Annotated in this window: 11 protein-coding genes; 8 read left to right on the top strand and 3 right to left on the bottom strand. The window is 73.0% G+C overall.

From position 1 onward, the window contains the following. The first annotated feature begins 216 nt into the window (after window positions 1-216). Window positions 217-1,818 (top strand): rhodanese-like domain-containing protein, encoded by a 1,602-nt coding sequence (locus MXD62_RS25525; protein WP_248831964.1) that lies wholly within the window; start codon window positions 217-219, stop codon window positions 1,816-1,818. A gap of 18 nt (window positions 1,819-1,836) precedes the next feature. Continuing rightward, window positions 1,837-1,968, top strand: a complete 132-nt coding sequence (locus MXD62_RS39395; protein WP_285224182.1) for a hypothetical protein — start codon at window positions 1,837-1,839, stop codon at window positions 1,966-1,968. A 21-nt stretch (window positions 1,969-1,989) separates the two neighbouring features. Here MXD62_RS39395 and MXD62_RS25520 read toward each other — a convergent pair whose 3' ends face one another. Both MXD62_RS25520 and MXD62_RS25515 read right to left on the bottom strand, forming a co-directional pair. Then, complete coding sequence (locus MXD62_RS25520) at window positions 1,990-2,481, bottom strand: cupin domain-containing protein (RefSeq protein WP_248831963.1); 492 nt, start codon at window positions 2,479-2,481, stop codon at window positions 1,990-1,992. 26 nt (window positions 2,482-2,507) lie between these two features. Further along, entirely contained in the window at window positions 2,508-3,077 is a 570-nt protein-coding gene (locus MXD62_RS25515) for an ABATE domain-containing protein (RefSeq protein WP_248831962.1), read from the bottom strand. A gap of 178 nt (window positions 3,078-3,255) precedes the next feature. On the opposite strand from MXD62_RS25515, the gene MXD62_RS40895 reads away from it, so the two are divergent. The 6 genes from MXD62_RS40895 (at window position 3,256) to MXD62_RS25490 (ending at window position 10,718) form a co-directional block, all read left to right on the top strand. Next, window positions 3,256-3,348: a putative leader peptide gene (locus MXD62_RS40895; RefSeq protein WP_368672099.1), complete on the top strand. Its 93-nt coding sequence runs from the start codon at window positions 3,256-3,258 to the stop codon at window positions 3,346-3,348. Window positions 3,349-3,593: 245 nt separating this feature from the next. After that, on the top strand, window positions 3,594-4,817 hold the full coding sequence (locus tag MXD62_RS25510; RefSeq protein WP_248831961.1) for an LLM class flavin-dependent oxidoreductase: 1,224 nt from the start codon (window positions 3,594-3,596) through the stop codon (window positions 4,815-4,817). Further along, window positions 4,814-5,935 carry an LLM class flavin-dependent oxidoreductase gene (locus MXD62_RS25505; RefSeq protein ID WP_248831960.1) on the top strand — a complete coding sequence of 374 codons (1,122 nt, stop codon included), beginning with the start codon at window positions 4,814-4,816 and terminating at the stop codon, window positions 5,933-5,935. Before MXD62_RS25510 ends, MXD62_RS25505 begins: the two co-directional genes overlap by 4 nt. A 166-nt stretch (window positions 5,936-6,101) precedes the next feature. After that, window positions 6,102-8,105 carry an ABC transporter ATP-binding protein gene (locus MXD62_RS25500; RefSeq protein ID WP_248831959.1) on the top strand — a complete coding sequence of 668 codons (2,004 nt, stop codon included), beginning with the start codon at window positions 6,102-6,104 and terminating at the stop codon, window positions 8,103-8,105. Further along, the gene (locus MXD62_RS25495) at window positions 8,102-9,883 is read left to right on the top strand and encodes an ABC transporter ATP-binding protein (RefSeq protein ID WP_248831958.1); all 1,782 of its coding nucleotides are present in this window, start codon (window positions 8,102-8,104) and stop codon (window positions 9,881-9,883) included. Before MXD62_RS25500 ends, MXD62_RS25495 begins: the two co-directional genes overlap by 4 nt. Before the next feature lie 193 nt (window positions 9,884-10,076). Further along, window positions 10,077-10,718, top strand: a complete 642-nt coding sequence (locus MXD62_RS25490) for a TetR/AcrR family transcriptional regulator (protein WP_248831957.1) — start codon at window positions 10,077-10,079, stop codon at window positions 10,716-10,718. A gap of 176 nt (window positions 10,719-10,894) precedes the next feature. Here the strand turns inward: MXD62_RS25490 and MXD62_RS25485 are convergent, their stop codons facing one another. Beyond that, on the bottom strand, window positions 10,895-11,638 hold the full coding sequence (locus MXD62_RS25485) for an ABC transporter ATP-binding protein (RefSeq protein WP_248831988.1): 744 nt from the start codon (window positions 11,636-11,638) through the stop codon (window positions 10,895-10,897). Between the last annotated feature and the right edge of the window lie 347 nt (window positions 11,639-11,985).

Raw genomic sequence — 11,985 nt, 5'->3', positions numbered from 1 at the left:
CCTTCGTCGCCGAACACCCTGGCGAATGGAGCGCACCACCTCCCGATTTCGCCCCGCATTACTGACCTTTAATCCGTGGGGTCGAATAGAGGGCCGGGGATGTCACGATCGGCTCCTCCTGACGTTCCCGCCCGCGTGACCAGGCTCCGGCCGCGCCCTTGCCAGGCGCGACCGGAGCCTGGTCATGAGTCGACCGTAGAACCCGGAAGGACCACGATGACACCCCTGGAGATCTCGCCGGAACACGTGCGCGACCTGCTGCGGCGGGGCCAGGAGATCGCGCTCGTCGACGTGCGCGAGGAGGCGTTGTTCGCGCAGGGACACCCGCTGTGGGCAGCGAACATCCCGCTGTCACGCCTTGAGTTGGATGCCTGGGGGCGCATCCCCCGGCGCGACACTCTCGTGGCCGTCTACGGCGACGCCGTCGCGACGGCGGAACGGGCCCACGAGATCCTGGTCGAGCTCGGATACACCCAGGTCCGCCGGCTGCTGGGCGGCCTGGACGGGTGGGCCGCCTCGGGCGGCGAGATGTTCATCGACGTCAACACCCCGAGCAAGGCGTTCGGGGAACTGGTCGCCTCGGTCCGGGGCACACCGTCGGTCTCCGCTCCCGAGCTGCGGGCCCTGCTCGACGCGGGGAAGGACGTGGTGGTCGTCGACGCCCGCCGCCCCGACGAGTTCCACACGATGAGCATCCCGACGGCGACCAGCGTGCCCGGCGGGGAGCTGGTCCTGCGGATCCGCGAGCTGGCCGCCGACCCGGCGACCCAGGTGGTGGTCAACTGTGCCGGGCGCACCCGCAGCATCATCGGCGCCCAGTCGCTCATCAACTCCGGGCTGCCGAATCCGGTGGCGGCGTTGCGTAACGGCACGATCGGGTGGGTGCTCGCCGGCCAGGTTCTGGACCGCTCGGCCACCGCGGCCGCGCCGGTCCAGGTCGAGGCCGCCCACCGTGACGTCGCCCGGGCCGGCGCCCGGGCCGCCGCCGAACTGGCCGGTGTCCGCTTCGCCGCGACCGCCGACCTGGTGGGAGCGCCCCCGCCCGGCCGGACGGTCTATCTCTTCGACGTGCGCTCAGCGGCCGAGTACGAGGCGGGGCATCTGCCGGGCTTCCGTCACGCGCCGGGCGGGCAGCTGGTTCAGGAGACCGACCACTACGCGCCGGTGCGCGGAGCCCGGATCGTGCTGGCCGACGACGACGGCGTCCGCGCGGCGATGACCGGATCCTGGCTGGCGCAGATGGGCTGGGACACCTGGGCGGTGACGGACGCGGCCGCCGCGGACCACACCGAGCGGGGCCGGCCGGTCTCCCCGGCCCCGGCGCCGGCGGGCGTGCCGTCCGTCGCGCCCGACGACCTGGCCCGATGGCTGAGCGAGTCCTCCCAGGTGACGGTGGTCGTCGACGTGGGAGCCAGCCGTGCCTACGCCGCCGGGCACATACCCGGCGCGTGGCACGCGAGCCGCTCCCGCCTGGCCGTCGCGCTGCGGCACCTGCCGCGCGCGGACCGGCTCGTCCTCACCTCCGGCGACGGCCTGCTCGCGCAGTTCGCGACAGCTGACCTCGGCCGGCTCGCCGCGGACTCGGCACACGCGGTCCCGGCGTACGCCCTTGAGGATGGGACGGCGGGGTGGCTGGCCAGCGGGAGATCAGTCGAGACGGAGCCCGCGCGTTACGCCGAGACACCCCTCGACCGCTACCGGCGTCCGTACGAAGGCACTGACAACAGCCGCTCGGCGATGGAGGCCTATCTCGAGTGGGAATACGGCCTGGTCGCGCAGCTCGACAGGGATGGCACCCACAACTTCCGGGTGATCTGACCCCGCTTCGCCGAGGAGGTGACCCAGGGCTGGCTGGCCCGGCGGGACTACCTCGACATCCCCGAGTTCTTCTTCAGCGAGATCGCCCCGGTCCTGCGCCGCGAGCTGCCGAGCCGTCCGCTCGCCCCGGACCCGGTGCCCGCCGGCTGACCGCCTGTCAGTGACCGACTGTCAGTAGGTGTGCCAGTCCCGGCGGGTCGGCGACGCCGGGTCGGCCGCGGCAGGTCCGACCCGGTGCAGACTCGGGAGGTTGACCACGATGGCCTCCTGCGTGGTGCGGGCGATCACGACGATGGCCTCCTCGTCGGGGTCGGGGTTCTCCTCGCGGTGCGGCACCCACGGCGGCACGTAGATGTAGTCGCCGGGGCTGGTGTCGATCCGAATCTCCTCGTCGTTGTCCAGGAACACGAAAGCGGGGTTGCCCTTCACCACGTAGATGCCGGTCTCGGAGCGGCCGTGATGATGGTTGGCCGACGCGGTGGCCGCGGCGACGTGCGTCTGCCCCATCCAGAGATCGACGGATCCGACGGTGGCGCCGGAGAGCGCCGCGACCCTGCGCATGCCCTCGGTCTGGGCGGTGCGCGGGGAGAGGCCGACGGGCGTGACCCGGTGCAGCCTCCCGTGGAAGCCGTCGGGCGCCGGGTCAGGCGGCTTTGCGGACATGCGACCTCCACCGACTCTGGGAGCGTTCAGGCGCGGGCGGCCAGCCTGCGCCGATAGTTGGCCGAGGCGGCCTTCTCGCCGCAGCGACGCATCGAGCACCAGCGTCGTTGGCCGGACGGTGAGCGGTCGAAGAACAGCGCGGCGCACCCCGAGCAGGCACGGACACGCCCGAGATCGGCGCCGGACAGCAGATTGATCGTGTCGCGTGCGATCACGGAGAAGGTGGCCGCGGTGTCCGGTTCCGCGGAGGCGATCTTCGCTCGCCCTGTCGCGCTCAGGAAGAAGACCGGAGTCGGGTGACGGCCGGTGATGTTGATGAGCCGGATGTCGTCCGCGCCCGGCTGCCGGCCGGCGATCAGCGCCCGGGTCGCGGCGTCGACGGCGGCCCGGAGGGCCTGCGCGGAGTGCAGGTCCTGCACGGTGAGCCCGCCGGCGGCGACAGGCAGACCGGTCAGCTCGAACCAGGCGGCGAGGTCGCCGGGCGTCGAGAGCATCTCGACCGACTGGTCGGAGGTGTCGCGCAGGGTCGCGACGAAGTCGAGACACAGGCTGCCCGCGCCGCGGTCGAACGCGTTCATCGCGTCGGCCTGGCCCACTGGGACACACCTCCTGAGGAACAGGGGATGCAGGATGAGACACACGACTCATGCCTTGATGGGATGACGGGTACGACGGTAACATGCGGGCCTGCGCGCCACCCTGGCGTTATGTGGCGACGTAGTCACTGGTTTATCCCCTGTTGACACGCTCGCTCAATTCCGTCAGTCTGCGGACATGACCTCGGGCCTGCGTGCGGCGCAGCGGCGCCACGTCGATCTGCGACGGACGGCGAGCGCGCTCTGTCACGTCAGGCGGCCGGCGGTCTAGCCGACGCATCGGAGCCGTCGGCCGGCGGGTGACGCCGGCCGCTCGGTGGGCCACCCCGGGCACTCACGCACGAGTGCCCGGCGGCACGCGTCGGATCCGCTCCGGGCGCCTCGTGCCGCAATGTTCACTTTCCCGATCGACTTACAGGCGCTGGACAGCCGGCGCCCCGCCCGCATGCTCTCCCCCTGTCCCCCCTTCGTCCGAGCGCTGCCGACAGGTTCCGTGCCCGGGAAAGAGGTACCACCATGCCGGTCGAGTTCATTGGCCTGATAGCCACCCGCCCCGGTTCCGAGGCGAGCGGGTTCACCGGCGGTCCCCTCGTGGACCGCGACTTCACCCGGCGGTTCGCCGTCGCCCACGAGGACGCCGGATTCGACCGCGTGCTCATCGGGTACAGCAGCGGATCGGTCGACAACCTCCAGGTCGCGGCCTACGCGGCGGCGCACACCGAGCGCCTCGGATACCTGGTCGCGCACCGGCCCGGAGTGGTGTTCCCCACCGTCGCCGCGCGCTACTTCGCCTCCCTCGACAACTTCTCGGCCGGCCGGGTGGCGATTCACATCATCACCGGCGGCAGCGACGCCGAGCAGCGGCGTGACGGCGACTATCTCGACAAGGACGAGCGGTACGACCGCACGGACGAGTACCTGGAGGTGGTCCGCAGGACGTGGACCGCCACCGAGCCCTTCTCCCACCACGGCCGGTACTACCAGCTTGAGGACCACCTCTCCGCGGTGCCGCCGGTGCAGAAGCCGCACCTGCCGATCTACTTCGGCGGGTCGTCCGCGGCGGCCTACCGGGTGGGCGGCAAGCACGCCGACGTCTTCGCGCTGTGGGGCGAGCCGCTGGCCGAGACCGCCCAGCAGATCGCCTCCGTCAACGCCGCCGCGGCCGCGGCCGGCCGGACCACCCCGCCGCGCATCAGCGTGTCGTTCCGTCCGATCCTCGGCGCCACCGAGGAGCTGGCCTGGGAGCGGGCGCACCGGATCCTGGCCTCGACCAGGGAGAACGTCAGCAAGGCCGCCGAGTACTTCAAGGAGTTCCGCGGCTTCAGCGGCAACCGCGACGCGCCGCAGAACGTCGGCTCGCAGCGGTTGCTGGCCGCCGCGGCCAAGGGCGAGCTGCACGACCGTGCGCTGTGGACGCCGCTCGCGGCGGCGATCGGCGGCGGCGGGAACTCCACGGCGCTGGTCGGCACACCGGAGACGGTGGCGGCGGCGTTGCTCGACTACGTCGACATCGGCGTCACGACGTTGTTGATCCGGGGCTACGACCCCTATGACGACGCGATCGACTACGGCCGGCACCTGATCCCGCTGGTGCGCGAGGAGATAGCCCGGCGCGACCGCGGCGAGGCGGCCCGGCGCGACGAGATCACACCGGTGCAGGCGGCGCTGGCCGCGGCACCCCGCGCCGGCGACCGCTCGCCGCAGGCCGCCGACGCGGCTGTGGGCGGTGCCGCGCGATGACCATCGAGATCATCGGCATGGTCGGCACCAAGGACATGTCCGAGACCCGGGGGACCTTCGACGGGCCGGTGGTCGACACCGACTACCTGACCCGCTTCGCCCAGGCGCATGACGAGGCCGGATTCGACCGCGTCCTGATCGGCTACGGCGCCACCGGTCCGGACGGCTGGGCGATCGCCTCGCACGTGCTGTACGCGACGCAACGGCTCGGCGTGCTGATCGCGCACCGGCCCGGCTTCGTGGCGCCCACCCTGGTCGCCCGCAAGCTCGCCACGCTGGACGCGCTGACCGGTGGCCGCGGCCGGGTCGCGATCCACCACATCACCGGTGGCAGTGACACCGACCAGCGCCGCGACGGCGACTTCGCCGACCACGACACCCGCTATGAGCGGACCGCCGAGTTCATGAGCGTGCTGCGGCGCGCCCTGACCTCGGAGGTGCCGTTCGACCACGAGGGGCCGTTCTACCGGTTCGAAGGCGCCTTCAGCTCGGTCCGGCCGACGAGCCCCGGCGGCGTCCCGCTGTTCTTCGGCGGCCAGTCGGCGGGCGCGGTCGCCGCCGGCTCCGCGCACGCCGACGTCTACATGCTGTTCGGTGAGCCGCTCGAGCAGACCGCCGAGCGGATCGCCCTGCTGCGGGCGGAGGCCGCCAAGCACGGCCGGACGCTGCGGTTCAGCCTGTCGACCCGACCGATCGTCGCCGACACCGAGGAGGCGGCGTGGGAGCGCGCCGAGGCGATCCGGGCGGAGACCGCCCGGCGGATCGGTGCCGGCAACGGCCTGCTCGCCGCGAAGTACTTCGGCGAGCAGAAGAGCATCGCCTCCGACCGCATGCAGGACGCGGCCTCCCGGGCTGAGGTTCACGACGAGCGGCTGTGGTTCGCCATCACCGCGCTGACCGGTCCGGGCGGGAACTCGTCCGGGCACGTCGGTACGCCCGAGCAGGTGGCCGAGGCACTGTTGAAGTACTACGACCTCGGCATCGACCGGTTCCTGATCCGTGGCTTCGATCCGCTCGACGACGTCCGACTGTGGGGAGGAGGGCTGGTACCGGCGCTGCGGGCCGGAGTGGCGGCCCGTGACGCCGGGCGGGGCACGCCGGTCACCGTCCCGGCGTGACGCGGCACGCGCCAGCCGAGCGGAGACGGTACGGCGGCTGGCCGGTCCTTCCCCCGGGCCCGGACTCGTCCCGGTACCCGTCCCGCCCTCCGTCTCCCGCCTGCCGGCCGCGGCGGCCGGCCCCACCGCGGCACTCCCGGTGAGGGGCGGACCGGGACTGGCACTGGTGACGGCGGCGGTGGGGCGCCACCGGCGGCTGATGGCCGCCGGGATCGGCGCCGGCCTGCTCTGGACGGCGACGAAGCTCGCCGCGCCGCTGCTCGTCGCGCACACGGTCGACGCCGGGGTGCTCGGCGACGACTCCGGCCAGCTGTGGCTCGGGGTCGCGCTCTTCGCCGGGCTGGCGGTGGTCGGCGCCGGGTTCGCCGGGCTGCGTCGTTACTACGGGCAGTGTCTCGCCTACGTGGTGGAGGCGGACCTGCGGGACCGGCTGCTGGCGCGGGTGGTGCGGCTGCCGGCGGCGTTCCACGACCGGCACCCCAGCGGCGTCCTGGTCGCCCGGGCCACGACCGACCTGCAACAGGCCCAGCAGCCCGTGATCAACATCCCGATCATGGTCTCCAACCTGGTGATGCTGGTCGGGACGGCGATCCTGCTGGCCCGGATCGACCCGGTGCTGACGGTGGTCGCGATGGCACCGGCCGTGGCGGTGTTCGCGGTCGCCGTCCGGTTGACCCGGCGGCTGGGGCCACGGGCGTTGGACCTGCAGTCCGAGCTCGGCGTGCTGGCCAGCACCGTGGAGGAGTCGATCGCCGGGGTGCGCACCACCAAGGGCCTCGGTACCGAGGACGACGAGCGGCGCCGCGTCCGCGACCAGGCCGGTCAGGTGCAGCGGGCGGCGCTGCGGCTGAACTCGGTTCGCGCGACCTATCTGCCGCTGGCCGAACTGCTTCCGGCGTTCGGCCTGGTCGGTGTGCTGTGGATCGGCGGGCTGCGGGTCGCCGACGGGGCTTTGACGGTCGGCGAGCTGGTCCAGTTCAGCTACTTCGGACTGTTGATCGTCGGCCCGCTGCGGATCGCCGGCATGACCGCGTCCCAGCTGAAGCGCGCGGTGGTGTCGGCCGGGCTGGTCGCCGCGATCCTCGACGAGGAGCAGGAACCGGCCGCGGCGCCGGCCGCGGCCGGAACCAGGGCCGGAAGCACGGCCGACCCCGGAGCCGAGACCACGGCCGGAGGCACAGCCGGCACCACGGCCGGCGCCTCCGGAAGCACAGCCGGAACCGCGGCCCGAACCGCCACGACGGGCACGACGGGCACGGCCCGGAGGACCGCCCCGGCAACGGCGACTGTCTCGGCGACCGCCGGGCCCGGCGGCGGGCTCGAGGTGCGGTTCGAGGGGGTGACGTTCGGCTACGCGCCGGGTCGTCAGGTGCTCCGGGAGCTTGACCTGGTGGTGCCGGCCGGCGAGTGCGTCGCCGTGGTCGGTGCGACCGGCAGCGGCAAGTCCACCCTCGGCGCTCTGGTGCCCCGCTTCTACGACGTCGGCGCCGGCCGGGTCTGTGTCGGCGGCCGCGACGTCCGGGACTGGTCGCTCGCCGACCTGCGCGCCCAGCTGGGCGTCGGGTTCGAGGACGCGTTCCTGTTCAGCGGGACGGTCCGCGACAATCTCCGGTTCGGCGCGCCGGAGGCCGATGACGAACAGCTCCGGTCGGCGGTCCGGCTCGCCGGGGCGCAGGACGTGGTGGCGGGCCGGCCGGGCGGCTACGACGCGCTGGTCGGCGAGCGTGGCCTCGGCCTGTCCGGCGGCCAGCGACAGCGGCTGGCGCTGGCCCGCACCCTGGTCGCGGACCCACCGGTGCTGCTGCTGGACTCGCCGACCAGCGCGGTGGACCCGACGAAGGAGGCCGAGATCGTCGCCTCGCTGGCGACCGTGGTCCGGGGACGGACGACGATCCTTGTCGCGCACCGGCCCGCCGTCATCGGCCTCGCCGACCGGGTCGTGCTGCTCGAGGGCGGCCGGGTCGCTGCCACCGGCACCCATGAGGACCTGCTCGAGAGCTCGCCACGCTATCGGCGGGTGCTGGTCGCCCACTCCGGCGACCTGGACGATCCCGACGCCGACGCCGACGCCGACGCCGACGCCGACGCCGACGCCGACGCCGACCCCGGCCCTGGTCCCGGCCCTGGCCCTGGGGCGCCGGCGGGCCGTGGCGCCCTGACGATGTCATGACGTCCCCGACCGGTGTGACTCCGTCCGGCGCGACCCGGACCGGGACCACCCCTGCCGGCGGCCCGCCGGCAGGCAGGCCGTCGCCGCCGGGCCGCGGCAGCCTGCTGGCACGGACGCTGACGCTGCTGCGGCCGCGCTGGCCGGCGGTCGCGCTGGCGGCGCTGCTGCTTGTCACGACCACGGCGACGGCGTTGGCCGGGCCCTGGATCCTGCGTTACGCCATCGACGAAGGTCTGGTCGGGGACCGGCCCGACACCGGCGTGATCACTCGCGCCGGCATGCTCTACCTGGGCCTGGCCGTGGCTGGCCTGGTGCTCGCCCGGCTGCAGGTCGAGCTGGTGGGGCGGATCGGCGAGTGGTTCGTGCGCGAGCTGCGCAGCCGCACCGTCGACCACGTCATGTCAATGTCGGTGCGCTACTTCGACCGCACCCCGGCGGGGACCCTGGTGTCCCGGATGACCGCGGACGTCGACGCGCTGCAGGACGCCGTCCAGCTCGGAGTCGTGCCGTTCGCGCAGGCTGTGCTCACCCTCGCCTTCCTGGTCACCGTGCTGGTCGCGCTGTCGTGGCAGCTCGCGCTGGTCTGCCTGCTGCCGGCGGCGGCGCTGGTCGCGGCGACGGTGTGGTTCCGCCGCGCCTCCCGCGCCGCGTTCGCCCGGGTGCGTGACCGCGTCGCGGACACCGTGACCGAGCTGACCGAGCGGCTCGCCGGGCTTCGGGTGGTCCGGGCGTTCCGCCAGGAGCCCGCGACGACCGCGGCGTTGCTGGGGCGCAGCGGCCGGCAGCTCGACGCCAACGTCACGGCGGTGCGGATCCAGTCGGTCTACCTCACCGCCATGGAGTTCGCGACCGTCGGGAGCATAGCGGCGGTACTGGCCGCCGGAGGCGCCCTCGCCGCACGGGACGCGGTGACCGTGGGCACCCTCAGCGCCTTCGTGCTCTACCTGCTGCTCGCCTTCGAGCCGGTGCAGTCGCTGAGCTTCCTGGTCACGGTGCTCGAATCGGCGGCCGCGGCGCTGCGTAAGATCTACGGCCTGCTCGACGAGCCGGTGGACCTCCTGGAGGGCACCCGGGAGCTGCCGGACGTCGGTCCGCTCCACGCCGAGGACGTCGGTTTCCGGTATGCCGACGGTCAGCCTGAGGTCCTGCGCGGGGTGCGCCTGACGATCAGGCCCGGCGAGCGGGTGGCACTGGTCGGGCCGACCGGCGCCGGCAAGTCAACGCTCGCCAAGCTGATGGCACGGCTGTTCGACCCCACCGCCGGCCGGGTCGGCTACGCCGGCGTGGACCTGCGGGACGTGACCCGGCGGGCGCTGCGGTCGCGGGTCGTGATGGTCGCCCAGGACGGTCAGCTGACCAACGGCACGCTGGCGCACAACCTGCTGGCGGTGCGGCCCGGCGCCACCCACGAGGAGCTGGCCGGTGCGCTGGCGTCGGTCGGCGCCGGCGGCTGGCTCGACAGCCTGCCCGACGGCCTCGCCACCCAGGTCGGCGAGGGCGGGGCGCTGCTGTCGGCGGGCGAGCGGCAGCTCGTCGCGCTCGCCCGCGTGTGCCTGCTCGACGCGGACGTCGTCGTGCTCGACGAGGCCACTTCCGGGCTGGACCCCGGAACGGAGAAGCTCGTGGAGGCCGCGGTGGCCGCGGCGACGGCCGGCCGGGCCGTGCTCATCGTCGCCCACCGGATGTCGACGATCCGTGGCGCGGACCGGGTCGTCCTCGTCACCACCGAGGGCGTCACCGAGCTCGGCTCTCACGACGAGCTGCCAGTGCCGTCGTAGCCGTCTCTGGGAGTCGAGGGCTTGTCCAGCCCTTGGCCCTCGGCCAGGCCGAGGGCCAACCGCCGCTGTCGACCATGGTCGGTCTACCGGAAGACTCTCTTCCGCCTACGCCGTGCACAAGCGGAGGGTATCCTTCCGTTTGGTGGCCGTCATCACTCGGCGGCGGGGTTGCCGGGCAGGGAGGTCCTGAGGCGTGACAGCGGGATCACCGGAGCGGCTACGTGCTGATGCGCGCCGTAACCGCCGCAAGATCCTGGCAACAGCCGCACTCGCGTTCGTCGAGGACGGCCCGTACGTGCCCATGGAGGAGATCGCCCGCCGTGCCGGTGTCGGCGTCGGCACGCTCTACCGGCACTTCCCGGACCGGGATGCGCTGATCATGGCGGTCGTGCGGGACAACCTGGCCGCCACGCTGGTCAGGGCACGCCAGGCCGCGGCGGAGGAGGAACAGGCGTGGGACGCGCTGGTACGGAGCATGAGCGCGTCCGACGAGACCCGGCTCGTGCTGCGCCTGCCCACTCTCTTCTCGCCGGCGATCGTGGCGGCGATCCAGGCCGACCCTGAGATCCGGCGGATCCGTCGCGAGCTCGTCGTGGTGATCGACGGCCTCGTCCGCAGGGCACAGAACGAGGGGTCGCTGCGTGCCGATGTGGGCACCGGCGACCTCATCCATCTCTTCTCGTTGCTGCTGCGCGGTGTCCGGAGGACACCCGACGACACGGCGGACGTCGCCCTTGAACGCGCGCAGGCGGTCATCCTCGACGGCCTGCGCGCCCATTCGGGAGACCTGTTGCCCGGCCGGCCGCTCAGCGCGACCGACCTGGAGGCGGAATGACCGGCCGGCCGGCGCGGCGGCATGGCGGGAACGGTCGATCAGCCGGGGACGGCTGAACCGGGAGGGGGATGTGCATGGTGCGAGGGTCGATCTTCAGGCCGAGGAGGTAGTGCAGGGGCGCCCGGGCCGACTTTCGGCACCCGGAGGACCCGTCCGACCTGACAGCTCAGAGCCCGTCAGCTGGTAGCAACGGCAGGGCTCTGATCGACTTCCGCATCGTGAATGCCGAGGTAGGCGTTCTCCAGGAGCTCGGGGGCGGCGGCCAGATCCTTCGCCGGCCCGCGCAGGACGATGTTGCCGCGGTTGAGGACGGCCGCGGCGTCGGCTACCTCGAGGGCGAGGTTGACGTGCTGTTCGACCAGGATCACCGCGCACTTGTGGTCGGTGGCGATGCGACTGACGGTGGCGAACAGACCCTCGACGATCAGGGGTGCCAGGCCCATGCTGAGCTCGTCGATCAGCAGCACCCGGGGCTGCTGGATCAGGGCTCGAGCCATGACCAGCATCTGCTGCTCGCCGCCGGAGAGCGCCCCTGCCGGCAGGGTCCACCGCTTCTCGAGAGCTGGGAAGGACTCGAGAAGCTCTTTCGGCTTGGGGCTGTTGCGCTTGGCCGCCACCCGGATGTTCTCTTCGACGGAAAGGGTGGTGAACAGGCAGCGGTTGTCGGGGACGAGCACCACGCCGGCCGCGTTCGCCGCGGTGGGTCGGCCGCTGCGCAGCCGCGCGCCGTCGACGCTGACGGTTCCCCCCTGAGCCGGCAGCAGCCCGGACAGGGTCAGCAGCAGCGTGGTCTTGCCGGCGCCGTTCGGACCGAGCAGGGCCAGCACCGACCCGGCCTCGACCGCGAGATCGACGTTCCGGAATGCGGTGGTGCTACCTCTGCCGCCGGTGAGGCCGGCGCACTCCAGGCGGATGGTCATCGGGTCACCGCCGAGGATGTGGTCGCTGCCGAGGGCGCCGTCAGCGGTGGAGTGGTTTCCGCCGCTGGCGGTGGGGTGGTCTCTGGCACTGGGGTTGGGGTGGTTTCCGTGGCTGGCGGTGAGGTGGTCTCCGCGGCTGGCGCCGGGGCCGGGGTGGTCTCCGCCGCCGCCGGTGGAGTGGTCTCCGTGGCTGGTGCCGGTGCCGGGGTGGTTTCCGTGGCTGGCGGTGGAGTGGTCTCCGCGGCTGGCGCTGGGGTCGGGGTGGTCTTTGCCGCCGCCGGTGGAGTGGTCTCCGGTGCCGGTGCCGGTGCCGGTGCCGGGGTGGTCTCCGCCGCTGGCGGTGGAGT

Source organism: Frankia sp. Mgl5 (genome assembly GCF_023242985.1).
GTDB lineage: Bacteria > Actinomycetota > Actinomycetes > Frankiales > Frankiaceae > Parafrankia > Parafrankia soli.
Note: the sequence above shows the minus strand (reverse complement) of the source record. Positions and strands in the feature narration are given on the sequence as shown.

Excerpts from the sequence above, each read along its gene's own strand:
- MXD62_RS25510 (WP_248831961.1), top strand. The coding sequence starts at position 3,594 with ATGCCGGTCGAGTTCATTGGCCTGATAGCCACCCGCCCCGGTTCCGAG.
- MXD62_RS40895 (WP_368672099.1), top strand. The coding sequence starts at position 3,256 with ATGACCTCGGGCCTGCGTGCGGCGCAGCGGCGCCACGTCGATCTGCGA.
- MXD62_RS25495 (WP_248831958.1), top strand. The coding sequence starts at position 8,102 with ATGACGTCCCCGACCGGTGTGACTCCGTCCGGCGCGACCCGGACCGGG.
- MXD62_RS25520 (WP_248831963.1), bottom strand. The coding sequence starts at position 2,481 with ATGTCCGCAAAGCCGCCTGACCCGGCGCCCGACGGCTTCCACGGGAGG.
- MXD62_RS25525 (WP_248831964.1), top strand. The coding sequence starts at position 217 with ATGACACCCCTGGAGATCTCGCCGGAACACGTGCGCGACCTGCTGCGG.
- MXD62_RS25505 (WP_248831960.1), top strand. The coding sequence starts at position 4,814 with ATGACCATCGAGATCATCGGCATGGTCGGCACCAAGGACATGTCCGAG.
- MXD62_RS25485 (WP_248831988.1), bottom strand. The coding sequence starts at position 11,638 with ATGACCATCCGCCTGGAGTGCGCCGGCCTCACCGGCGGCAGAGGTAGC.